This window comes from Sulfitobacter dubius (assembly GCF_027214245.1).
Classification (GTDB): domain Bacteria; phylum Pseudomonadota; class Alphaproteobacteria; order Rhodobacterales; family Rhodobacteraceae; genus Sulfitobacter; species Sulfitobacter dubius_A.
Window position 1 is genome coordinate 252,064 of sequence record NZ_JAPWHM010000002.1, and the last position, 22,103, is coordinate 274,166.

At 59.2% G+C, this 22,103-nt stretch carries 21 protein-coding genes and 1 pseudogene; 4 read left to right on the forward strand and 18 right to left on the reverse strand.

All coding sequences use genetic code 11. The features are described 5' to 3' along the window. Positions 1 to 115: 115 nt before the first annotated feature. The 6 genes and pseudogenes from O4H31_RS05075 to bhcA all read right to left on the reverse strand — a co-directional run bounded on the left by O4H31_RS05075 (position 116) and on the right by bhcA (position 6,220). Positions 116 to 1,114 (reverse strand): type I glyceraldehyde-3-phosphate dehydrogenase, encoded by a 999-nt coding sequence (locus O4H31_RS05075; protein WP_269343449.1) that lies wholly within the window; start codon positions 1,112 to 1,114, stop codon positions 116 to 118. 2 nt (positions 1,115 to 1,116) lie between these two features. After that, positions 1,117 to 1,622 (reverse strand): annotated as a pseudogene (locus tag O4H31_RS19655) (AmiS/UreI family transporter). 66 nt (positions 1,623 to 1,688) lie between these two features. Continuing rightward, positions 1,689 to 2,654 carry an iminosuccinate reductase BhcD gene (gene bhcD, locus O4H31_RS05090; RefSeq protein WP_269343456.1) on the reverse strand — a complete coding sequence of 322 codons (966 nt, stop codon included), beginning with the start codon at positions 2,652 to 2,654 and terminating at the stop codon, positions 1,689 to 1,691. A gap of 205 nt (positions 2,655 to 2,859) precedes the next feature. After that, entirely contained in the window at positions 2,860 to 4,023 is a 1,164-nt protein-coding gene (bhcC, locus tag O4H31_RS05095; RefSeq protein ID WP_269343458.1) for a 3-hydroxy-D-aspartate aldolase BhcC, read from the reverse strand. 35 nt (positions 4,024 to 4,058) lie between these two features. Next, positions 4,059 to 5,030, reverse strand: coding sequence for a beta-hydroxyaspartate dehydratase BhcB (gene bhcB / locus O4H31_RS05100; protein ID WP_269343460.1), 972 nt, complete (start codon positions 5,028 to 5,030; stop codon positions 4,059 to 4,061). Further along, on the reverse strand, positions 5,030 to 6,220 hold the full coding sequence (gene bhcA / locus O4H31_RS05105; protein ID WP_269343463.1) for an L-aspartate--glyoxylate aminotransferase BhcA: 1,191 nt from the start codon (positions 6,218 to 6,220) through the stop codon (positions 5,030 to 5,032). Before bhcA ends, bhcB begins: the two co-directional genes overlap by 1 nt. A 169-nt stretch (positions 6,221 to 6,389) precedes the next feature. On the opposite strand from bhcA, the gene bhcR reads away from it, so the two are divergent. Then, a complete protein-coding gene (bhcR, locus tag O4H31_RS05110; protein ID WP_269343465.1) occupies positions 6,390 to 7,238 on the forward strand; it encodes an HTH-type transcriptional regulator BhcR in 849 nt (282 codons plus the stop codon). On the opposite strand, the gene O4H31_RS05115 is transcribed toward bhcR, so the two are convergent. From O4H31_RS05115 to O4H31_RS05130, 4 genes are all read right to left on the reverse strand, one after another. Further along, positions 7,219 to 8,088 carry a bifunctional allantoicase/(S)-ureidoglycine aminohydrolase gene (locus O4H31_RS05115; protein ID WP_269343467.1) on the reverse strand — a complete coding sequence of 290 codons (870 nt, stop codon included), beginning with the start codon at positions 8,086 to 8,088 and terminating at the stop codon, positions 7,219 to 7,221. The genes bhcR and O4H31_RS05115 overlap by 20 nt on opposite strands. Positions 8,089 to 8,353: 265 nt before the next feature. After that, entirely contained in the window at positions 8,354 to 8,989 is a 636-nt protein-coding gene (maiA, locus tag O4H31_RS05120; protein ID WP_269343469.1) for a maleylacetoacetate isomerase, read from the reverse strand. Between the two features lie 4 nt (positions 8,990 to 8,993). Beyond that, the gene (locus O4H31_RS19675) at positions 8,994 to 9,245 is read right to left on the reverse strand and encodes a homogentisate 1,2-dioxygenase (RefSeq protein WP_419723584.1); all 252 of its coding nucleotides are present in this window, start codon (positions 9,243 to 9,245) and stop codon (positions 8,994 to 8,996) included. A 282-nt stretch (positions 9,246 to 9,527) separates the two neighbouring features. Continuing rightward, the gene (locus tag O4H31_RS05130; protein WP_269343471.1) at positions 9,528 to 10,313 is read right to left on the reverse strand and encodes an IclR family transcriptional regulator; all 786 of its coding nucleotides are present in this window, start codon (positions 10,311 to 10,313) and stop codon (positions 9,528 to 9,530) included. Positions 10,314 to 10,436: 123 nt separating this feature from the next. Between O4H31_RS05130 and O4H31_RS05135 the strand changes: the two genes are divergently transcribed. From O4H31_RS05135 to O4H31_RS05145, 3 genes are all read left to right on the forward strand, one after another. Then, the gene (locus O4H31_RS05135; protein ID WP_269343473.1) at positions 10,437 to 12,296 is read left to right on the forward strand and encodes a TRAP transporter permease; all 1,860 of its coding nucleotides are present in this window, start codon (positions 10,437 to 10,439) and stop codon (positions 12,294 to 12,296) included. A gap of 18 nt (positions 12,297 to 12,314) precedes the next feature. Beyond that, on the forward strand, positions 12,315 to 13,346 hold the full coding sequence (locus O4H31_RS05140; protein WP_269343475.1) for a TAXI family TRAP transporter solute-binding subunit: 1,032 nt from the start codon (positions 12,315 to 12,317) through the stop codon (positions 13,344 to 13,346). 74 nt (positions 13,347 to 13,420) lie between these two features. Further along, positions 13,421 to 15,049, forward strand: coding sequence for an alkaline phosphatase family protein (locus O4H31_RS05145; protein ID WP_269343477.1), 1,629 nt, complete (start codon positions 13,421 to 13,423; stop codon positions 15,047 to 15,049). A gap of 102 nt (positions 15,050 to 15,151) precedes the next feature. On the opposite strand, the gene O4H31_RS05150 is transcribed toward O4H31_RS05145, so the two are convergent. The 8 genes from O4H31_RS05150 to O4H31_RS05185 all read right to left on the reverse strand — a co-directional run bounded on the left by O4H31_RS05150 (position 15,152) and on the right by O4H31_RS05185 (position 22,095). Further along, entirely contained in the window at positions 15,152 to 15,577 is a 426-nt protein-coding gene (locus O4H31_RS05150; RefSeq protein WP_269343479.1) for a c-type cytochrome, read from the reverse strand. Continuing rightward, positions 15,574 to 16,872 carry a multicopper oxidase family protein gene (locus O4H31_RS05155; RefSeq protein ID WP_269343481.1) on the reverse strand — a complete coding sequence of 433 codons (1,299 nt, stop codon included), beginning with the start codon at positions 16,870 to 16,872 and terminating at the stop codon, positions 15,574 to 15,576. The genes O4H31_RS05150 and O4H31_RS05155 overlap by 4 nt, the downstream gene beginning before the upstream one ends. A gap of 175 nt (positions 16,873 to 17,047) precedes the next feature. Next, positions 17,048 to 17,497, reverse strand: coding sequence for an ion channel (locus tag O4H31_RS05160; protein WP_269343483.1), 450 nt, complete (start codon positions 17,495 to 17,497; stop codon positions 17,048 to 17,050). 46 nt (positions 17,498 to 17,543) lie between these two features. Then, the gene (locus O4H31_RS05165) at positions 17,544 to 18,116 is read right to left on the reverse strand and encodes a helix-turn-helix transcriptional regulator (protein ID WP_269343485.1); all 573 of its coding nucleotides are present in this window, start codon (positions 18,114 to 18,116) and stop codon (positions 17,544 to 17,546) included. 69 nt (positions 18,117 to 18,185) lie between these two features. After that, positions 18,186 to 18,920, reverse strand: coding sequence for a copper-binding protein (locus O4H31_RS05170; RefSeq protein WP_269343487.1), 735 nt, complete (start codon positions 18,918 to 18,920; stop codon positions 18,186 to 18,188). 45 nt (positions 18,921 to 18,965) lie between these two features. Further along, entirely contained in the window at positions 18,966 to 20,324 is a 1,359-nt protein-coding gene (locus tag O4H31_RS05175; protein ID WP_269343489.1) for a multicopper oxidase family protein, read from the reverse strand. 17 nt (positions 20,325 to 20,341) lie between these two features. Further along, a complete protein-coding gene (locus O4H31_RS05180; RefSeq protein WP_269343491.1) occupies positions 20,342 to 21,805 on the reverse strand; it encodes a TolC family protein in 1,464 nt (487 codons plus the stop codon). Continuing rightward, on the reverse strand, positions 21,805 to 22,095 hold the full coding sequence (locus O4H31_RS05185) for a hypothetical protein (RefSeq protein ID WP_120350362.1): 291 nt from the start codon (positions 22,093 to 22,095) through the stop codon (positions 21,805 to 21,807). The genes O4H31_RS05180 and O4H31_RS05185 overlap by 1 nt, the downstream gene beginning before the upstream one ends. Positions 22,096 to 22,103: the final 8 nt, after the last annotated feature.

The window sequence follows — 22,103 nt, forward strand, 5'->3', positions numbered from 1 at the left end:
TTCGCGGTGAAGAAATCATCGCGGACTGAGCAAATGGAATGCGACGCAAATCTAAGCGTCGCATTTTCTTTTAGAGGGTCTCCAAGCCTTAAGATCCCGTGTCAGTCGCACAAAATTACCGTCTCGCCGCAAGACGTTCCGCCATTTCAAGCATGCGTGCAGAGAAGCCCCACTCGTTGTCGTACCATCCAAAGACGCGCAGCTGGCGCTGTTCGATTGATTGCGTTTCGGGAAGGGCGATCACCAGAGATTCAGGGCGGCTCCGAAAATCGGTCGAGACACAGGGGTCTTCTGTCAGACCAATGAGGGTCGAGTCTGCAAAGGCTTCGCGCAAGAACTCGACAAATGAACCTTTGGGCTTTTCCAAGATTTGCAGCGTCGCGTCGATTGCCGATACTGAGATGCAGGGAACCCGGACGGCGCTGACACTGAGGCGGCCCTGAAATTCTGGCAATACGTTAAAGATCTGATTAAGCGCGCTGGTTGTTGTCGGAACCATTGAGACAGCAGCAGCACGGCTTCTTTCAAGACTGGCACCGGGTTGGTCAACAGTCGGTTGGCTCCCGGTGTAGCAATGAATGGTCGTGATATGTGCCCTTGAAATTCCGAGCCCTAGATCAATCGTGCGGAGGAGGGGGGCGATCGCATTGGTCGTACAAGACGCATTGGAGACGATCCGCGCATCGCCGAGTTCTTGTTCATTCGCGCCTAAGACAACCGTCTTGTCGGCGACCTCGGACGGGCCGGAGATTAGAATGTTCGACGCCCCAGCGTCGATGCCTGCTTCTGCAAAATCTCTATCCCTGACCTTCCCGGTGCATTCCAAAACAACATCCACACCGCGTAAATCCAAGGCGCGCAGGTCCGGTTCGCAGGTAAAGGGGATGGGGCGACCGCCAATTGTCATCTGGCGATCCCCCGTTTCTACTGGGAGAGGCAAAGGGCCGAAAACACTGTCGTAGCGCAGCAGGTACGCGCAAGTTTCGAGTGGCGCGATATCGTTGATGCCAACGACTTTGACGGCGGTCTGGCTTTCATTTTGTAAAATCTGGCGCAGCAAAGTCCTGCCGATGCGACCAAAACCGTTGATAAAGACACTTAGCTGGCGGGTCACGTTCAAGCTCCGTACATCAGGAAAAGGGCGGGCAGCCAGGCAGTCAGCACGCCGCTTAGGAGTGTGGCAACTGCTGTTTGGTCTTGAACCGGTTTCTTCAACGTCAAAGTGGCGAAATACATGAACCAAAGACCCGACCAAGTAAGCCAGCAAATGCCCAGCCAGATATCAATGAATTTCGCCGCAGAGGCGAGGGCTAAAAAGGTCTGAGGCAACACGGAAAGAGAGACAAATAGGCTGAACCATCCCAAACCGCGGCCATCGGCGCCATTCAACGGTTAACCGCCACCCAAAGGTAGGTCGCGCTGAACAGCAGCGTCAGGGCAACAGAGCGGATTTCATCCCCGGTCGGGGCGCGCACGAGTGACACAGCGGCGACTGTGGCGGTAATTGCCGCTGTGGCAAAGTTGATGACAACAATCTCTCGATCCGAGATGCGCCCAGACATCCAAAGACCATTCAACACAAGAACTGCCCCCACAAACAGCAGGGATATTGGCAAAAACATGAAACCTACCGTTTGTGCGCTGAAAGAAAGTCTTTCGGTTTCTGGGCCAGTTCAATGCGTCTTGGCTTAGAAGTCCACGTCAATTGCGACGCCCTGTTCAACGGCCAAATCAACGACTTTGGCCGCCACCGCGAGGTCCTGAAGGCCCACGCCGGTCCCGTCGAACAGTGTGATTTGATGATCCGACGTGCGGCCCGGATTGGTCCCATTGATGACCGCGCCAAGCTGGGCAACATCTGTGTCCTTGATAAGCCCTTCAGCAATGGCATGTTGCGCCTCGCCGATACTCACGGACTGGGCGACCTCATCGGTGAACACGGAGGCGCGTGCCAGCAAGGCCGCTTCGACCTCCTGTTTGCCTTTGGTGTCGGTGCCCATACATGCGATATGGGTTCCGGGGCTGACGTGATCGGCCATCAACGACGGTGAAAAGGCAGAGGTGATCGAGATGATGACGTCGGCTTCGGTCATGCCGGGCAGATCGACGGCTTCAAAGGGAACCCCTGCCTCATGCGCGACTTTCTCGATATTGGGTAGCATCTCTGGGTGGTAGTTCCAGCCGATCACCTTCTCGAACTTTCGCTGCTCCAATGCGGCACGTAGCTGGAAGGTGGCTTGGTGGCCTGCGCCCACCATGCCGATAACGGTCGCGTTTTCACGTGCCAAGTGTTTGATTGAAACCGACGAAGCCGCCGCCGTACGCAACGCGGTGAGCAAATTGCCACCGACCATCGCTTTGACCTTGCCGGTGTCAGGATCGAACAGGAACACGGTGGACTGGTGGTTGATCAGGTTGCGTTTTTCAAGATTGTTCGGCCAGTATCCACCGGCCTTCAACCCCAAGCTCAACCCGGCGCGATCAAATCCGCCTTTGAACCCGTAGAGCGCATCTTCGTGTCCAATCGCTTCGCGTACGACAGGGAAGTTGTAGGCGTCGCCGGCGGCCATTGCAGCAAAGACTTTCTCGATAGCATCAAAGGCTGCCTCGCGGGTCATTAGGTTGGCGATCTCACGTTCAGGTACGATCAGCATCTTTCTCTCCAAATCTTTTCGTTTCAGAAGTCCCTGAGAGGTTCACAAATGGTTTGAGAACATCGCGCTCAAGATCACGGCGGATAAGAGCATTCTGACACATTTCTAAATGAGTTTGCCCATGTGCCCCGCCGGGAGGAAAGCAGACACTTGGGCAGTTGTCTGGCGCTTTGCGAACCAGCCTCCCTACCTGACATAGGCTAGATCAGTAGGCGTGACCGCGCGCCGAAACAGGCCAGAGGCACTCAACCATGCCGTTCCGAACACCGACATACCAATCATGGACGTTGGCGGTCGGATCGCAGTGACCCGGAACCAGCTTTAGCTTGTCGTTGACCTTCAATGCGCCGTTTGGGTCCATCACGACCCCATGTTCGTCCGAACACTTGATATATTCGACATCATCGCGCCCGTAGATCACTGGCAAGCCGCTGTCGACAGATTGAGCCTTGAGGCCAGCGTCGACGATCGCCTTGTCCGCCTTTGCATGGCTCATCACGCTTGTCAGGATGAAAAAGGCGTTCTCCCATTCCCCTTGGTCGATGCGTTTGCCGTCTTTGTCGAGGATGCGCCCATAGTCCGCGTCCATGAAGGCATAGGAGCCGCACTGCAGTTCGTTATACACACCCGAGTTGGACTCGAAATAGTAGGAGCCAGTGCCGCCACCGCCGACGATGTCACAGTCCAAACCTTCGGCCTTCAACGTATCGACCGCGTCTTTGACCATCGCCACGGCGATATCGATTTTCGCCTTGCGTTCGTCATAGCTGTCGAGGTGCTGCATTGCACCTTGATAGGCTTGCAGGCCGGAAAACTTGAGCCCCTCGGCACCGTCGATGGCCTTGGCAATCGCCACCACATCAGACGTGGTGGTCACACCGCAGCGCCCTGCGCCACAATCGATTTCGACAAGACATTCGATTTGGGTGCCATGTTTCTGCGCCGCCGATGACAGGTCGGCCACATTGGCAAGATCGTCCACGCAACAGATCGTGCGGGCACCAAGCTTGGGCAGGCGGGCAAGACGGTCGATCTTGGCGGGATCGCGCACTTGGTTCGAGACGAGGATATCTTTGATGCCGCCCCGCGCAAAGACTTCGGCCTCTGAGACTTTCTGGCAGCAGACACCGCATGCACCGCCGAGCTTTTCTTGAAGCCTTTGGACATCGACCGACTTGTGCATCTTGCCATGGGTCCGATGGCGCATGCCGTGCGCCTTGGCGTAGTCTCCCATTTTCTTGATGTTGCGCTCCAGCGCGTCAAGATCAAGCACAAGGCTCGGGGTTTGGATGTCGGCCTCGTCCATGCCCGGTTTTGCCGGGATATCGTAGCCCACTTCGAATTCGTCGAGATTGGTCATATCTTTCATGTCCGTGCTCCTTCATTTTCAGTCAATATTTGAGATCAGGCGGCGTTCAGCCACGGCAGCTTGTCGAGGTCGACATTGCCGCCCGTGATGATCAGGCCGACGCGCTTGCCCCTAAAAGCTTCGGGGTTCTTGAGAACCGTGGCGAGCGGCACAGCAGAGGATGGCTCCATGACCACGCGCAGATGCTTCCAGGTCAGCTTCATCGCCTCAATGATCTCTTGCTCTGACGCCGTGTAGATCTCGGACACGTGGTTTGAGACGAAATGCCAGGTCAGGTCCTTGAGCGGGACCAGAAGCCCGTCGGCAATGGTCTTGGGGGCATCGTCTGCGATGATACGGCCCGCCTTGAAGCTGCGATAGGCGTCGTCTGCCTGCTCAGGTTCGGCAGCGATGATTTGAGTCTCAGGCGCGAGGGTCGCGAGGGTAAGGCAGGTGCCCGATACCATGCCACCGCCCCCAATTGGCGCCACCACAGCGTCAAGACCATCCGTCTGCTCCATGAATTCTTTCGAACAGGTGCCCTGTCCGGCGATCACTCGGGGATCGTTGTAGGGGTGTACGAAGTCGCCCCCTGTCGCAGCTTGCACCTCGGCAAAGGTCGCCTCACGAGAACTGGTCGACGGCTCGCACTCGGTAATGAGGCCGCCAAAACGACGCACCGTATCCTTCTTTGCCTGAGGGGCTGTGCGGGGCATCACCACGTTGCATGGAATGCCGCGCTTCATAGCGGCATAAGACAGACAGGATGCATGGTTGCCAGAGGAATGTGTTGCCACACCTTTGGCCGCCTGCTCCTCGCTGAGCCCGAACACCGCGTTCGAGGCACCCCTCACCTTGAAGGCACCGGGCTCCTGAAAGTTCTCGCATTTGAAGAACAGCTCGCAACCGGCAAGTTCGTTGAGGTAATCCGAGGTGCGGATAGGCGTGCGGTGAATATAGGGGCTGATCCGCGCGTGGGCGTCTAACATGTCCTCGTAAGTCGGGATGTACATCTGGTAATCCTTCATCACGCCGCGTCTTTTTGCGCTGCCGCGGTATGGCCGCGATAGTATTCTTGGGCAGCCGCGACCCCGGAGCCGAGTTTGATTTCCAATCCAAGATCGACCATGCACATTTCTGCGGTCGCGATGCCGGAGAGGGCCATGACATCCGTCAGGCTGCCGAGGTGGCCAATCCGGAAGACCTTGCCAGCGACCTCACCGAGCCCCACGCCAAAGGCCACGCCATACTTGTTGGCGGCATGGGTCACGATATCGGTGGCGTTGAAGTCTTCGGGCGTCCGAATGGCACTGACAGTGTCGGAGTAAAGCGAAGAGTCCGTGGCGCAAAGATCAAGGCCCCAAGCGCCCACCGCCACGCGCACACCCTCTGCAATCCGGTAATGCCGGGCAAACACGTTCTCCAGACCTTCGGTCAGCAGCATGTTGCAGGCTTGGTTCAGACCGTTCAGCAGTCCCACAGCAGGCGTATAGGGATAGGCGTTGTTCGCGTAGCCTTTGGCCATGTCGTGTACGTCGAAAAACGTGCGGGGCAGAGAGGCGGTTTTGGTGGCCTCCATCGCCTTGGGTGAGAAGCCAATAATGGCGAGGCCAGCGGGCAGCATGAAGCCTTTTTGTGACCCGGTCACGGCAACATCCACGCCCCATTCGTCGAAACGGAAATCCATCGAGGCAATCGACGATACACCGTCGACGAACAGCATTGCCGGATGACCCGATGCGTCCAGCGCACGGCGCACAGCCGCGATGTCTGATTTCACGCCGGTGGCCGTTTCATTATGTGTCGCAAGGACCGCCTTGATCTCATGGCTCTTGTCGGCTGTCAGGATCTCTTCGTAGCGATCCGCCGGAATACCTGCGCCCCACGTGGTTTCGACTGTCTGCACCGCAAGACCATGACGCTGGCACATATCGATCCAACGATGACTGAACATTCCGTTGCGCGCCGCAAGCACTTTGTCACCCGATGAAAGCGTGTTGGTCAGTGCGGTTTCCCAACCGCCCGTGCCGGTGGACGGAAAAATGAAGATTTCTGCGGTGTCGCTTTTGAGGATTTTGCGAACACTTGCGCGAGCGGGATGTAGAATTTGCCCAAACAGCGGTGACCGGTGGTCGATCGTAGGCATGTCGCAAGCCTTGCGCAGGCTCTCGGGAATGTTGGTCGGGCCCGGGATGAAAACGGGATTTTGAAAGCTCATGGACGGTCTCCTTCCGTTGTTGGCTTCACAGTAGACCGGACCGGGGCGAACCGATATTTTTTTGAAATAGGGTTTCAGTTCTTTAGTTAATGCGTAAAGGTGAGTGTTGTCAGTGCGTTATATTTTTCACATGGTGATTTCGTCTTTCACATAGAAACGAAGGGTTTTTATGGAATCTCAAGACAATGGTTCAGGAACTGGTCGGAAAGCACGCGGAAGGCCCCGAGGCTGGACGGACAAGACCGCGCAGAACACGATCAAATCGCTCGACCGGGCCATGGAGGTGTTCGAGTATCTCAGCGAAGCGCAGGGCAAGCCGCTTTCTAAGCTGGCAGATGAGATGCGCCAATCGCCAGCGACCGTCTACCGTATCCTTGTAACCCTTGAGGGCAGGGGGCTGGTCGAATTCGACCCCGAGGAGCAGGTTTGGTACATTGGCCCGCGCGCGTTTGTGATCGGCGCGCGTTTCCTTCGGCGCACAAGTCTTGTCGATCGTGCGCGACCCATCATGCGAAAGCTGATGGAAACGACCGGTGAAACAGCCAATATCGGCGTCGGAAAAGAAGAGGCGGTTTTGTTCCTGAGCCAAGTGGAAACACATGCGAACATCCGCGCCTTTTTCCCGCCCGGCAGCCTTTCTCCGATGCATGCATCCGGCATTGGCAAGGCGTTGCTCGCATATATGGACCCGGAGCGTGTGGACAAACTACTCTCGAAAGGGCAGATGACGCGGTTTACCGCACATACGATCATCGATCCGACGGCCCTGCGTCAGAATCTCGAAGCCATTCGGGAAAACGGTTTTTCAGTTGATAATGAAGAGAGAAACGAAGGCATGCGCTGTATCGCGGCGCCGGTATTCGACATGAATGGCGAAGCTGTCGCGGGAATTTCGATATCCGGCCCAACCAGCAGGGTCGGCGCGTCCGAGGTCGAAGAATTGAGCCGCCCCGTCATCAAGGCGGCTCACCAATTGAGCCTCGCGATCGGGGGCAGCGTTACTCGGCCGCAGCCTTGAGGCGCTGATGTTGAGGGTATGACGTGGCGCCGGGACGGAGCGCCATGTGCCGATTTACGTCCTTGTAAAGCAGGTACCGGAACCGCCCCGGGCCACCTGCATAGCATGCCTGAGGGCAAAAAGCGCGGAGCCACATGTAATCGCCAGCCTCGACCTCGACCCAATCATTGTTCAGATTATAGACGGCTTTGCCCTCCAACACATAGAGCCCGTGCTCCATCACATGTGTCTCAAGAAAGGGAATAACGCCGCCCGGTTCGAATGTCACAATCGTGACATGCATGTCGTGACGCAGGTCGGATGGGTCGACAAAGCGGGTCGTCGACCATTTGCCATCTGTGCCCGGCATGGGCGTCGGTTCGATGTCGTTTTCGTTCAGGACCAACACATCGGGCATATCCAACCCTTCGACGGCCTCATATGCCTTGCGCACCCAATGGAAGCGCAAGACTTCTTCGCCTTCGTTTCGCAGGGTCCAGGCGCTCGACGGGGGCAGGTATGCGTAACCGCCTGGGCTCAGCTCGTAAGTCGCGCCCGCGACACGCAAAGTGGCTGTGCCTTCCACAACGAATAATACACCTTCAGCTTCCGGGTCCAATTCAGCCTTTTCAGAACCGCCTCCGGGCTGCACCTCCATGATGTATTGCGAAAATGTCTCCGCGAAGCCGCTCATCGGGCGCGCGATGACCCACAGGCGCGTATCCTCCCAAAAGGGCAAGAAGCTGGTGACGATATCCCGCATCGTACCTTTTGGGATGACCGCATAGGCATCCTTGAAAACTGCGCGATCAGTGAGAAGCTGCTCTTGCCCGGGATGTCCCCCGTGTGGCGCGAAATATTTGGTGCTCATGGATGCTCCGGAAGAAAAAGACTGTTTATGCGAGGGTATTCGATGCGGCTAGGGGGCGACCACCAGCAAAGTGACGACAACTCTATTCGGTGAGATTTGAAAATAGGCGAGATAGGGCCAATGTCGATTGCTTCAGGTCAGATGCCCGCCTGTTTTCAAGTTCGCCAGAGGCGTTCGAGGTGTCGCCCCCGGTCGTCCATTGAGACACGCAGCATCAGTCCCGGCGGTATCGCCGCTTCCAGCCCATGAATGCATGAGCTGCGCTTCAATTGGCGTCCGGCTGATTTTCGGGGCGTGCGGCGTCAAAGGCCGGGAGGCGCAGGGCCTCCCGTTCGATCTCAAGCAGCCGCGCGAAGGGTGTCATCTCGACGCCCCACCGGTGGGCGTTGTAAAGCTGCGGGATAAGGCAAAGGTCGCAAAGCAGCGGGTGATCGGCAAAGCTGAATTTCGGGCCATCCGGCAGCAGCGCTTGATAGGCGTGCAGCCCTTCAGTCATCCAATGGCGCATCCATGCTGTTCCCTCATCCGCGGTCAGCCCATGATGGGTTTTGAGGTGGCTGACCACCTTGAGGTTGTTGATCGGATGAATGTCCGTCGCGATCAACTGTGCGGCGGCCAGTACCTGAGCCCGCTCAAACGCAGGCTCGGGCAAAAGGGCGGGGTCCGGCGCGATCTCGTCCATATAGGCCATGATTGCCAGCGATTGGGTCAACGCCTGCCCGTCTTCAAGAAGCAAGGTTGGCACCCCTTTGATGGGGTTCTTGGCCACATAGTCTGGGCTGCGTTGGTCCCCGGCCACGAGGTCCACCGGGACCACCCGATAGGGGAGGCCCTTGAGATTCAGCGCTATCCGCACGCGGTAGGATGTGGTCGAGCGCCAGTAGGAATAAAGCGTAAGCATCGCGTTATTTCATACCCGGCGGGCCGACGAACTTCATTTTCATATCCGCCCAGCCGTCAATGTAATCATCCTGAGGCGGTGCCTCTTTTCTGGAAAACGGCACCCCGTAGAGGCCATAGCTGCAGTTCTGCGGGCTGTTCATGACTTGGGGCAGGGCATCGGAAAGCGCTTTGGGCTCGAAATAGTCGCCACCGGGCATACAGCCGGGCCTGTCCCCTCCGCCCGGATTAAACGCGCTTATGTCAGTGCCAGTCATCAATTTTCCCCTCCCCTCGATCCTTTATGCGTCGGCCATAAACCATGCCAGAACCGCCGTTTCAGAATCGTTACAATTGCAACGAATAGGGAGCCGTGGGACAATCCGTCAAGAGAATTCCAGGTGCAAAGATCGCGGGAGGGCCGTTCCGGATGGCATCGGATGACTTCAACCTGTCGGGTTTCCTCCCCTACAGACTGTCCGTATTGGACGCACACAAGCCGGTTGCAGGGCGCTTTGGATGAACAAACGGGCGAGGTCTGAACGCCAGGCCAATGCAAATTAGCCGACGTTGGCCGCGTAGAGCTTGCCGATTTCCTCTGCCGTCTCGGTCAGTTTTTTCAAATGCGCTTTGGCCACGGCGGCGGCGCTATGCTGTTCGGCCAGCCCAATCAGGCTAACCGCGCCGACAGCATGACCCTGTGCGCTTATGGCGACGGCAATCGCGCTTGGAATGCCGCCGTAATCCACCGCACGCCCCCAATAGCCGTCCTCTCGGATGGCGAAGCCCTGCGCGCGCACCTCGCGCAACTTTGCTGGCAGCGCCAAGGCGGCGGTGCGGTCTTTGCCGGTGGTGTGGACGGCCAAACGGGCGGAATATTCTGCCTCCTGCGCGGGCTCCAGTGCCGCCAGAAAGGCGCATCCCAGTGCGGAACGGAAAGGCGAGGGCCTGTAGCCAATGCAATCGGGAAAGATACCGTGCCTAGAAAAGTTCCGCGTTGTGTCCACAATCTCGACCCGGCCATTGCCGATTGGCGCAGCAAGGTCCACGCCAAGTCCGGTGGCATCAGAGAGCGATAGGATTGCAGAGGCACCTGCTTCGACCAGCGTGTCTATCGACGTAGGGCGGGAATTCACCCGCGGGAACCGGGACCCGACCCTGTAGCGGCTGTCACTTCTGCTTTGGGTCAGCCAGCGCTGTTGGACCAATGTGGCGCAGATGCGCAGGATTGTCGGCTTAGGCAAGCCGGTCCGCTCGGCCAGAAAGGCCAAGGAACACACGCCATTGCTGGAGATAACTTCGAGGATGTTGAGCCCGCGTTCAACGGAGCGATTTAATTTCGTCATAGCGTTCCACCTAGTGAAATCCATGTTGGACCGTTACCCCTTCGCTGTCTAGTTTTTGCGCCATCACGGCAGGGGCGGAGGAGGTCTTTGCCGGGGTGCCGCATTAAGGGGGGATGAGGACCGATGCAAAACCTGCTTTCAAAATCCGTGACCGGATTGAACCTTGGGCTATCGGGACTGATCATTGTCGTCGTTTTCTACGTTTCCATCTTTGGCGTGTTTAGTGAGTCCTATCTGCGCGTCGGGATGCTGCTGGTCGGAGGGTTGTTGATCCTGTTGACCCAGATGGAACGCGGCCAAACTGGCGCAGAAAAACCTTTGGCCCTGCTTACGGCGGCGCTATTGGGGGTCTCGGTCTTTCAATACTTTCGCGCAGCGGCAGAGATCGAAACCGGGCTGTATTTCCTGACCTCCACCGACATTTGGCTGGGCACTTTGGGGCTGATCGCCGTGATCGAACTCACGCGCCGGTCTGTTGGCGTGGTCATGGCAAGCGTGGCGGCCCTTGTGCTGCTTTATGGGGCCTTTGGGCAATATGCGCCGGGGTTCATGCGCCATGCGGGCATGACCTCAGAAGAGTTGATCCAAGTTCTATGGTATTCCTTTGACGGGGTCTTTGGCCGCCCCATGGCGACGGTGGTCTCGACCATCCTGATCTTTATCATTTTCGGCGCGTTCCTCGAGTTTCTCACGATCGACCGGGTGCTTGTGAAGCTGGCGCTTGCGGCGACCGGGCGGGTCCGTTCGGGGCCTGCGGCGGCGGCAACCATTGCCAGCGGGTTGTTCGGCACGATTTCCGGCAGCGCGGTGGCCAATGTCGTCGGCACCGGCGTCATTACGATACCGCTGATCAAGAAACGCGGGTTCAAAGCGCATTTTGCCGGAGCGGTCGAAGCTGCGGCCTCAAGCGGGGGACAGATCACGCCGCCCATCATGGGGGCCGTGGCCTTTATAATGGCCGATGTCACCGGTGAGCCCTATCTAACCATCTGCGCGGCCGCCGCCGTTCCGGCGATCCTTTACTACGTTGGGTTGTTCATGGCGACCTCAAGTGCGGCGCGGAGCATGGATCTGGACGTTTCCGAACAGCCAAAGCCCAGTTTCGTTTGGCGTGAGCTTGCGCAGATCATTGTCTTCATGCTGTCGCTGACGGCCATCGTCGTTGCCATGGTCGGTGGCTCCTCTCCGGCATATGCAGGCTTTATCGGCGTGGCCTTTGCGGTCGTGCTTGGTTTCGCGATCAAGCCGGGCCTTTTGACCGATGTATCGTCGTGGGTCAGGTTCATTCGCTCGGCGGGTCTGATCTCGGCCCAGCTTGTAGTGATCGTCGGCGCGGTTGGTATCATCATCGGTATTTTGAACCTGACCGGCGTCGGCCTGCGGTTCGCGTCGCTGGTGGCGAGCTATGCGGATGGGCAGTTGGCGATTTCGCTGTTGCTCATGGCGGTGGCATGTCTGCTTTTGGGCATGGGGATGCCCACCGTGCCTGCCTATCTGATTATTGTGCTGGTCATGGGGCCTGCGCTGCAACGGCTCGGCGTGCCGATCATTCACACGCATATGTTCGTGCTCTATTTCGGCGTGCTATCTGCGGTAACGCCGCCTGTGGCGCTTGCGGCATTTGCTGCGGCGCCCATTGCCGGGGCCGGGGCCATGCGCACGGCGATCGAGGCGTCACGACTGGCATTGCCCGGTTTCGTGATCCCTTTCGCGTTTATTTACCAGCCAGCCATGCTGCTTGGAACGGGTTACCCGCTGGTTCAGTCCGCGCAGTCGATCCTGTTCGTTACTTTGGCGGTGCTGCATATCTCGCGCGCCTGCTACCCGGCGAAGGGCAAGGCGGGCTATGCGCCCTTGGGCCTCGGGATTGCCTTTGCGCTTTTGTTTTTCGGACCGTTGGTGTCGTGGATTGCCGTGGCAGCCACCGTAGCGCTTTGGTCCGCCGTTCGGTTCGGGGCGTTCATGACGCCCGAAGTTTCATAATCCAGAGGAGGACACCCCATGACCAACCCAACATTCTCACGCCGTGGCTTTCTAGGCACTGCCGCAGGTGCCGCCGCGCTTGCCGCTTTGCCGGGCGGGGCTTTTGCGAAAGACATTCTGCGCATGTCGACGCTGGGGCCGGGCACCAGCCCGAACCTCGTGATGACCACCTTCGCGAATATCGTGAACGGTGCGCTGCCGGATTATGAGATTCAGCTGAATGCGACCGGGGCCGCCACGCGCCATGTGCTGGAAGTGGCGATGGGGCGCAGCGACTTTTGCATGTCCTCGCCCGTGATCCATTCGCTGATGCGCCGTCAGGCGGCCATGTATGAGAAGATCGAACAGGCGCCTGAACTGGTCAACAACCTGCGCACCGTGCTGAACTTCCCGATGGGCGTCTATCACATTGCGGTTTACGACTCCTCCGGCATCACGTCGATGGATCAGATCGCCGGTAAGCGCGTGTTCCTTGGCCCCCCCGGCGGCGCGGCCTACACCACCATGGCACGTCTGTTCAAAGCCGTAGCTGGGCTGGAAGAGGGCACCGATTACGAAGCCGTCAAACTCGGCTGGGATGCGGCGGCGGCAGCCTTCCAAGATGGCAACCTTGACGTGTACTGCAACCCCACCAACGCCCCAAGCCCCGCGCTGACCCAAATCGCGGTGACCAACAAGATCCGCTTCCTCGGTATCCCTGCCGAAGTGCTTGAATCCGAAGATGTTCAGGCGCTCGTCGGTCGCCCCGGCTTCAGCGCCGCGACGCTGCCTGCGGGCATTTATGGTGACAATCAAGCCAACGAAGAGGACATCACGACATTGGGCGTCACCGTTGGGATCGTGACCAATAAGGATGCGGGCGAAGAGATGGTCTATCAGATGACCAAGGCCTTCTACGAGGGTGTCAAAGAAGCGGGCGAGAGCGCGCCATGGCTGCGCGCGATCACGCCAGAGGGAGCCGTGCAGGATATCAACCTGCCACTGCACCCCGGGTCTTTGCGTGCCCTGACCGAATTGGGTGTCGAAATTCCCGATGCGGCCAAAGTCTGATCTCAATGGCCGGGGTTCAATCAGCCCCGGCCCCTTCGCTACAGCTTAAATACTCCTCGAACCCGGACGCCATCATGACAAAAAACGTACTCTTCATCATGTGTGATCAACTGCGGTGGGATTACCTGTCCTGCGCGGGGCATCCGGGGCTGGATACGCCACATATTGACGCCTTGGCCAAACGCGGTGTGCGGTTTGACCGGGCCTATGTGCAGTCGACGATCTGCGGCCCATCGCGCATGTCATTCTACACGGGCCGCTATGTCAGCTCGCATGGGTCGACGTGGAACAACGTGCCGCTGAAAGTGGGTGAGATGACATTGGGCGACCATTTGCGCCCGCTTGGGGTGCGCACGGCTCTCTGCGGCAAGACCCATATGAGCGCCGATGCAGAGGGGATGAAACGCCTTGGTTTGGCCCCCGACAGCACGATCGGCGCATTGGTGTCTGAATGTGGCTTCGAGCCTTACGAGCGCGATGACGGGCTGCATCCAAGCACCGCCTATGGCAAGCGCAACAAAGCCTATGACGACTACATGAAAGAGCGGGGCTGGGAGGATGAAAATCCTTGGGACAGTGTCGCCAACAGTGGCGAGGATGCCGACGGCAACATCCTGAGCGGTTGGTTCCTTGACAATTCGGACGCCAAGGCCCGCGCCTCGGATGAAGAGAGTGAGACCCCCTATATCACCCGCCGTGCGATGGATTTCATTCAGGAAGCGGGCGACACACCGTGGTGCCTGCACCTGAGCTACATCAAACCGCACTGGCCCTATATCGTGCCCGAACCCTACCACGATATGTACCCGCCAGAGACCCATCAGCCGGTGCTGCGCAGCGACGCGGAACAGACGGACCCGCATTCGGTGTTTGGTGCCTTCATGCAAGAACGGGTGTCTAAAGCTTTCACCAATGACATCACCCGGACGAAAGTGATCGGCGCCTATATGGGGTTGATTAAACAGATCGACGACCAGCTGGGCGAACTCATGGCGTTTCTGGATGCCAAGGGTTTGACCGATGAGACGATGATCGTCTTCACCTCGGATCATGGCGATTATCTGGGCGATCATTGGCTTGGCGAGAAAGAGTTGTTTCACGACCCTTCGGCGCGCATTCCCCTGATCGTTGTCGACCCCAGCAGAGAGGCGGATGCCACACGCGGCACGGTGTCAGACGCGCTGGTTGAAGCGATTGATGTGGTGCCGACCATCCTCGACTATTTCGATGGGGCCGCCGTTCCGCATATCATCGAAGGCAAGTCCCTGCGTCCGCTCATGCAAGGTAAGGCGGACCGCCTGCGCGATTTTGTCATCTCCGAATACGATTACTCCTTCCGCCAAGCCCGCCGTCGTCTGGGCGTGAGCGTTGCCGAAGCCAAACTGACGATGCTATTTGATGGACGTTGGAAATACGTCTTTGCCGAAGGCTTCCGCCCGATGCTGTTCGATTTGCAGGCCGATCCGGATGAGTTTAACGATCTGGGCAATGATCCGCATTCCGCGCAAGAATGCGAACGCCTGCAAAACCTGTTCTTCCAATGGACCCGCCGCATCAGCCAGCGCACCACGATGTCCGACGCTGAAATTGAGCGGCGCGGGGTCGACCTCAACGAAGCGCGGGCGGGTGTGCTGATCGGCTTTCCGACGGAGGCCGACCTTGAAGCTGCCTTTGCAGCGGAAGGCGAGAAGCCCAAGGGGTAGAGGGCGGCTGCGCATGCCATAGCACCGCGAAGGTCTGTGGCATGCGTTCTTGGTCTGGGCCATCAACGCCACCGCTGGAGCTTGCGTTCTGAGGCTGAGGCCTCAATGTGGCCGGTTGCGACCTGCCTGAGCAGCCTGTTCGCGGGGTGGCCAGGTTGATCGGATGTAGGCGAGAATGTCCCAGATGTCCGCGTCCGACAGCACCCCTTCAAAGGCGGGCATTCCGCTGGCGAAATCATCAATCCCGCGCGCGGCCAACGCGGCGCTGCCGCCGCGCTTGGTATATTCAAAAAGCAGGGCATTGTCGTGGTGCCAGGTATGGCCTGTGGCATCATGGGGGGGCGCTGGCAGGATGCCGTCCTCATCCGGTGTCCGCCAGTCAGGCTGGCCTTCGAGGTTGGCGCCATGACAGGCTGCGCAGGTCTCGGCATAGAGCGTGCGGCCCGCGTCAATGTCGCGGCCCTCAAGCTCATGGCCCGCCTGCGCCGTGGTCGCCCAGACAAGGGCAAGAAGTGAATATCGTATCATGTGACCTCTACCCATGTTCGCATCCCTCCGATGGCATGGCTTAGCATATGGCAGTGGATCAGCCAGCGGCCCGGATTGTCGAAAACGCACAGCACATCCCGGCTTTCACCGGCCGCCACCAAAGTCGTATCGCGCAGATCGCCAAGGCTGTCATCAGCGGCAAGTTCATAGAAATGATGACCGTGCAGATGTATGCCATGCGGAAAGGCGGTATCATTCACGAATGTGATCCGTACCGTTTCGCCGCGTTCGATGGCGGCAAAGGGATCCTGTGGCAGGTCCGAGACATCGTTGAAGGACCAGATGTTGGCACCGCCGTGCCGCCCGCCCATGGCACCGCCCATCATGGTCAGCGTCAGGTGCTGGGAGGGAGCGCCCGGTGCCGGGAGGTCCGGTACCGCCAAGGTCGGCAGAGGCCCCGATTGCCGATCCGTATTCTCGCCAGAAATGGACAATTCGGCCAGACGGTAGGGCTCCTGTCGCGTGGGCATGTGAAAGGAGACCGGGCCGGTGACATCGACGATCAGGTCGGCCCGCTGGGCCGGCGCCAGAACGAGGTCAGAGGCCGCGCGGGGTTGGCTCAGTGCCATGCCGTCCAGGGCGACAACCGAACCAGAGACGCCAGAGATGCTCAGGGGGAAAATACGATTGGTCGCCGCATTGATCAGCCGCAGGCGAATGCGATCACCTTGCCGCACCTCGCTTCGCGATAGGAAGCCGCGGGCGAAATTGCCCATATAGCCCGCATGGGCGACGCTATGCATGTCGGTGAATTCATCAACAAGGCTGCCATCTTCGTCGATGATCCAATCGGACAGGATCACGGTGATGTCATGATCCAGATCGAGGGGGGCGTCGTCTTCGACGATCAGCGGCCCCATCAAGCCGCGCGCCACCTGCTCTTGCGAGATATAATGCGAATGATACCAATAGGTCCCCGCATCGGGCGGCACGAAGCTGTAGGTCTTGCTATCACCGGGGTTGATGAGGTCTTGCGTCAGCACCGGGACACCGTCCATCCGGTTTTCCAGCCGGATGCCGTGCCAGTGAACGGCGGTGCCCTCTTCAAGCCCGTTCTCGACCTCAATCGATGCCCGCGCACCTCGTTTAAGCCTGATCTCAGGTCCCGGCATCGAGCCGTTGAACCCCAACATTGCGGTGGTGCCTTCTCCTTCGGGAAGGATTTGCTGGCTTACCGTTTCGGCCTTCAGCTTCAGTGGCGTCTGGCCAGCAAAGCCCGGAAGGGGCAGAACCGCAGCGGCGGAAACACTGGCGAGGAATTGTCTTCTGTTCATGTCATGCCTTATCGGGATGAATTGCGGTTGATGTTGCCACGGGGGACGGGGTGCGCAGATGTCCGAGGCATCTAGGTATGTCCTGCCGGGGCCAATTCCAATTGTCGGTGATGGGTTGGAGGTGGGCCGCCCATGCGCTCTCTATCGGGAAAGAGAATGGGCCGAACCATTTGGGTCACCCTTTGTCTGACAGGGGCGCGCGTCCCCCCATGACCTGCAGCACGAAACTGCCTGACGCCGTAATCATCAGAAAGCCGTGAAAGGCCTCTATCCCGGTGATGAAGCGCAGGTGCCCCACGGGGGTCAAATCGCCGCGCCCCAAGGTGGTGAAGTTGACCAGCGAGAAATAGAAATAATCCATCATTGTGGGGGGCTTGCCCGCCGGGCCAGATTCGTTCAGCGCGCCGATTTGCAAACCCTGCACGGCCCAGAGGAAGAACAGCGTATAGATGAAAGCCTCGATGACATGCGCGATTGTGATTGCGCCGATGGCCAAGCCTAGGTTCTGGCCATGCGCAGCACTTTTGCGCTGCGCGATGGTATCGGAAACCCGTTTGAGCACGAGATAGTGGATCGCCGTGCAGATGCTGACGACCAGAACGGATAGGAGCATTGCTTGGATCATGAAGGGGCAACCTGCTTTGTGGGGGAGGGGGCGTTTCCTGGAGCGATTACGCCGGGGCGGCGTTTGTTCTGGCTGCCGGGCCTATCGCTGAGCCCTTCACAGCCGCAGTTTGCAGGGCCTCCGCGGGCATCAATGCGTCATCCATCAAATCCTCAATGAAGGTGCTGAGCAATTGGGTGCGCCCGGTAACGGCAGCCTTGCGATAAATCGCGTTTGTCTGCGCTTTGATCGTCCCCTCAGAAGTGCCGCGCAGGTCCGCAATATCGCGGGTGCTGAGACCCTTGACCAAAAACACCGCGACATCCCGCTCGGCGGGGGTCAGACGCCAGTCGGTGAAATGCTGCGACATCACCAGTGAGAACTCCGAGGTGCAACGGCGCATCTTTTCTTCGGCGAGCCGGGCGCGTTGCAGGCTTGTTCTAAGGGCGATCCAGCCAAGTGCCACGCCGAGGTTCAACCCGATGGCGAGCACGGTTTGCTGATACTCATGGCTCTGCCAGATCAGAAATTCAGGTTCCAATCCGATCGCGTCCAGCAAGAAGCAGACGGAAAAGAAGATTGCCACAATTGCCTGTAGTGCAGCGATGGCCCAAAGGGCGATGGTTCCACGCGTTCTCATTGCTCGAACTGCCTTATTTTTTGGTGGAAAGAGCAGGGCCAGCCCGTTCGCCGGCCCTGCTGTCGGCGCTTACTTCATCGCTGTGACGGTCAGCTTGCCTTTCACGCGGTCGGCCACGAATTCGATGTTTTGACCTTCCTTCATATTGGCGATCAGCGCTTCATCGGCTTTGAACACCATGGTCATCGACGGCATGTCGAGGTTTTCAAGCGGGCCGTGAATGATGGTGACCTTCTTGCCCTTGGCGTCGACTTTCTTGATCTTGCCGGTGGAGTAGACCGCGGGCGCCTCTGGCGCATCATCAGACTGCGCTACGGTGATCGGGCCATGCATGCCGGATTCGTAATGGCCGGGGATGAGGCAGGCGAACTCGAAGGAGCCTTCGTTGGCGAAGGTCCAGATCACCTCGCCCTCCATGCCGGAGTCGAGACGGACCGAGTTCGGGTCATCATGCTCCATGTCCATCTTGGCCATGGCTTCCTTGTGCTCGGCGTTGCCCTCCATCGTGTCGATCACGAACTCATGCTCGATCTCGCCCTTGTTGGTGACGGCAAAGCGGATGGTCTCGCCTTCCTTGATGTCGAACGCGGCGGGCTCAAAGATCATTTCGCCATCGTCGGTTTCGCGCATGGTCACGTCGATGGTGCGATCGACCGCCTCGGCCTTGCCGGGCATGCCGACGGCCATCTCTTTGTGCATGTCGCCGTGGCCGTCATCGCCGTGGCCGCCGCCATGGGTGCCTGCGGCAAAGGCCGGGGCGGTGATGAGAAGGCTGAGGGCGGTCGAAAGAAGAAGTTTGTTCATGGTGTTTCCTGTATGGGTTGGTTGTCATTGTGGTCCGAGGGCCGCTTAGCCCTTGGAGGTTGGTTTTGGCGTGATCTTGGTTTTGGGGCTGTGGTTCTGCTCGAACTCTGGCAGTTCGCCCGTCCATTCATACGCCTCGGTGCCCGGAGGGTTTTCGTACCAGCCGGGATCTTCGTAGTCGTCCGCGTCGATGCCTTCGCGCACCTTCACGACCGAGAACATGCCGCCCATCTCCAGCGGGCCATGCGGCCCCCAACCGGCCATCATCGACACGGTGTTGTCAGGCAGCGGCATCGACATTTCGCCCATATCCGCCATGCCTGCCGTGCCCATGGGCATGAACTCGGGCTGCACGCGGCGGACCTGACGTGTCATATTGGAACTATTGGTGCCGATCAGTGTGGGCACGTCATGGCCCATGGCGTTCATCGTGTGGTGCGACTTGTGGCAATGGATTGCCCAGTCGCCCAGATGGTCGGCCACAAACTCATAGGCCCGCATGGCGCCCACGGGGATGTCGATCGACACCTCGGGCCATTGCGCCGATTCCGGCACCCAGCCGCCATCGGTGCAGGTGACCTTGAAGTCATAGCCGTGCATATGGATCGGGTGGTTGGTCATCGTAAGGTTGCCCACGCGGACTCGCACCTTGTCTCCTTGGTTGACGACCAATGGGTCAATGTCGGGGAAAATCCGGCTGTTCCAAGTCCACAGGTTGAAATCCGTCATCGTCATGATGCGCGGGATGTAGGTGCCGGGATCAATGTCGAAGGCGTTGAGCATAATCAGGAAGTCCCGATCCACGCGCATGAAGTCCGGATCCTTTGGGTGGACGACGAACATGCCCATCATCCCCATGGCCATCTGCACCATCTCATCGCCATGCGGGTGGTACATGAAGGTGCCGGATTTGGTCAGATCGAACTCATAGACAAAGGTCTTGCCCGGCGGGATGCCCGGGTGGCTGAGCCCGCCGACACCGTCCATGCCAGAGGGCAGGATCAGCCCGTGCCAATGCACGGTGGTATGTTCGGGTAGGCGGTTGGTGACATAGATACGCACCCGGTCGCCCTCGACCGCCTCGATGGTCGGGCCGGTGGATTGGCCGTTGTAGCCCCAGAGGCGCGCGACCATTCCGTCGGCCAGTTCGCGCTCCACCGGTTCGGCAATGAGGTGAAATTCCTTCACCCCATTGTTCATCCGGTGCGGCAGGGTCCAGCCGTTGAGCGTGACCACGGGGTTGTAATCCGGCCCCGAGGTGGGGCGGGTTGGCGATTGGGTCAGCGCGCTGTCCATCACCGCGGCTTCGGGCAGGCCCATGTTCATGGTCTGGCCCCACGCTTTGGAGGACACGAGCGTTGCACCCGCAGCACCGGCCCCCAGCAATTGACGTCTGTTAATCATCTGGTTGCTTCCTTGTCTCAATGTCCGCCGCCGCCACCGGCGGCGATTTGGGTTTCTCCACCGCCGCCACCGCCGCCGCTGCCACCGCCGTAGATCGCGGCAGTCAGACCAGCCGAGGCCAGCCAGAATTCACGCTTGGCGCTGGCTGCTTCGAGCTGGCTCGCGATCTTCTCGCGGGCGTCGTTCAGCAGGTCGAAAGTGCTGGTGATCATGCCGTTGTTGCTGAGCAGCGCTTCCTCGTCGATTGTGCGGCGCAGGGGCAGCACGACGTCTGAGTAGTGCCGCGCGATCTGATGGCTGGATCGGTAGGCCGTGGCCGCCGCCCGCGCTTCTGAGCGGACGTTCACAGCCTGCTCGGCCAGCACATTGGCCGCCTGAAGATAGCTCAACTCGGCCTTGCGCAGCCGCGCCTTGCCGCTGTCGAAGATCGGGATCACGAATTCAAACTCGACCTGCGGTGACACGCTGGTTTCAATCTCGCCGTTCTCTTCCTCCCGTTCGATTTCGGCCCCGGCGATGACTTCGAGATCGGTCAGGGTGCGGGTGGCATCGGTCAGGCCGTAGGCTTTGGCCGTGGCCTCCAACCCCAGCCGAGCGACTTCCAGATCAACGCGATTGGCCAGCGCCAGCCGTTCAATGCCCTTGTGGCTGCTGACCGTGTTCGGCACGCGCGGCAGGGCATCGGGCACATAGTAGGCCACGTCCTGCCCCCAAAGGCCCATAAGCCGGGTCAGTTGCTCCTTGGCCAATTGTGCGTCCAGCCGCGCCTGTGCCAACTGGCCCGCCATTTCGGCGTTGAACGCCTGCTCTCGGGCCTGCGCGGCTTTGTTAAGCGCGCCGGTCTTGCCCAGCTGCTGCGCCAGTTCCGCCGCCGCATCGGTGGTGACGGCCGCGCGTTTCAGATAGCTGACCGTTTCAAAGGCCGCGACAGCATTGACCCAAGCCTCGCGCGTTTCATTGGCCAGTGCCAGCGTGTCGCTGACCGCTTGCATCTGCGCGTGCTGGAACTCCGCCTCGGCAGCGGCGATGCGCTGTTTGCGGGTGCGGGCATCCAGCAGGTTCACGGCGATCATGCTTTCCAAGGCACGGTAAAGACCGACCTCGGGCGCGCCGATGCCCAGAAGACCGATGGAAACGACGGGGTTTTCTGGCGTGGACTGTTGCCATGCTTCGGCCGCCGAAAGGCCGATCTGCGCATAGGATGCCTGAAGCCCTTTGTTGTTCAAAAGCGCAACCTGCACCGCGGTTTCGGCACTGATCGTCTTGCCCTGCACCAAGGCGCGGACCTGTTTAGAGGCCGCGACGGTCTCGGCCTGCGACTGCGCCCAGACGGTGCGCTTGCCGATGGCCTTGGAGGTGCGTGCCTCAACGGCGGCAAAACCAGCATCGCGGGCCGAGTAATTCACCGGCAGCACCGGGGCCGTGCAGGCGCCCAAGATCAGAGGCGTAATGACGGCGGCGGTTTTCAGTTTCCAACGCATCAGTGGTTCATCCCCTGCATTGCGCCCGGCTTGGGGGCCTGTTCCGCATTCAGCCGCCGCCAATCGAGCGGTTCGACGACACCGCGACGGCGGTAGCCTGAGAAGGGCTGTTCCTCGGCGGTGGCCGCACTGCCACGTGCGCTGTTGTCGGCGGCGGTCATCGCGGCGACTTGGGGCAGAGGCGTGGGCTGCTGCACATAGGCGGCAGTGACATCAGGAAGGGGCGGGAGCGCCGTGGCGCAGGCACCAAGGGTCAGGGACAGCGTCCCTGCGATCAGTGGTAATTTCATTGATATTT

Coding starts and splice junctions, on each gene's coding strand:
- bhcD (WP_269343456.1), bottom strand. CDS start 2,654: ATGCTGATCGTACCTGAACGTGAGATCGCCAACCTAATGACCCGCGAG.
- bhcC (WP_269343458.1), bottom strand. CDS start 4,023: ATGAAAGATATGACCAATCTCGACGAATTCGAAGTGGGCTACGATATC.
- bhcB (WP_269343460.1), bottom strand. CDS start 5,030: ATGAAGGATTACCAGATGTACATCCCGACTTACGAGGACATGTTAGAC.
- bhcA (WP_269343463.1), bottom strand. CDS start 6,220: ATGAGCTTTCAAAATCCCGTTTTCATCCCGGGCCCGACCAACATTCCC.
- bhcR (WP_269343465.1), top strand. CDS start 6,390: ATGGAATCTCAAGACAATGGTTCAGGAACTGGTCGGAAAGCACGCGGA.
- O4H31_RS05115 (WP_269343467.1), bottom strand. CDS start 8,088: ATGAGCACCAAATATTTCGCGCCACACGGGGGACATCCCGGGCAAGAG.
- maiA (WP_269343469.1), bottom strand. CDS start 8,989: ATGCTTACGCTTTATTCCTACTGGCGCTCGACCACATCCTACCGCGTG.
- O4H31_RS19675 (WP_419723584.1), bottom strand. CDS start 9,245: ATGACTGGCACTGACATAAGCGCGTTTAATCCGGGCGGAGGGGACAGG.
- O4H31_RS05130 (WP_269343471.1), bottom strand. CDS start 10,313: ATGACGAAATTAAATCGCTCCGTTGAACGCGGGCTCAACATCCTCGAA.
- O4H31_RS05135 (WP_269343473.1), top strand. CDS start 10,437: ATGCAAAACCTGCTTTCAAAATCCGTGACCGGATTGAACCTTGGGCTA.
- O4H31_RS05140 (WP_269343475.1), top strand. CDS start 12,315: ATGACCAACCCAACATTCTCACGCCGTGGCTTTCTAGGCACTGCCGCA.
- O4H31_RS05145 (WP_269343477.1), top strand. CDS start 13,421: ATGACAAAAAACGTACTCTTCATCATGTGTGATCAACTGCGGTGGGAT.
- O4H31_RS05150 (WP_269343479.1), bottom strand. CDS start 15,577: ATGATACGATATTCACTTCTTGCCCTTGTCTGGGCGACCACGGCGCAG.
- O4H31_RS05155 (WP_269343481.1), bottom strand. CDS start 16,872: ATGAACAGAAGACAATTCCTCGCCAGTGTTTCCGCCGCTGCGGTTCTG.
- O4H31_RS05160 (WP_269343483.1), bottom strand. CDS start 17,497: ATGATCCAAGCAATGCTCCTATCCGTTCTGGTCGTCAGCATCTGCACG.
- O4H31_RS05165 (WP_269343485.1), bottom strand. CDS start 18,116: ATGAGAACGCGTGGAACCATCGCCCTTTGGGCCATCGCTGCACTACAG.
- O4H31_RS05170 (WP_269343487.1), bottom strand. CDS start 18,920: ATGAACAAACTTCTTCTTTCGACCGCCCTCAGCCTTCTCATCACCGCC.
- O4H31_RS05175 (WP_269343489.1), bottom strand. CDS start 20,324: ATGATTAACAGACGTCAATTGCTGGGGGCCGGTGCTGCGGGTGCAACG.
- O4H31_RS05180 (WP_269343491.1), bottom strand. CDS start 21,805: ATGCGTTGGAAACTGAAAACCGCCGCCGTCATTACGCCTCTGATCTTG.
- O4H31_RS05185 (WP_120350362.1), bottom strand. CDS start 22,095: ATGAAATTACCACTGATCGCAGGGACGCTGTCCCTGACCCTTGGTGCC.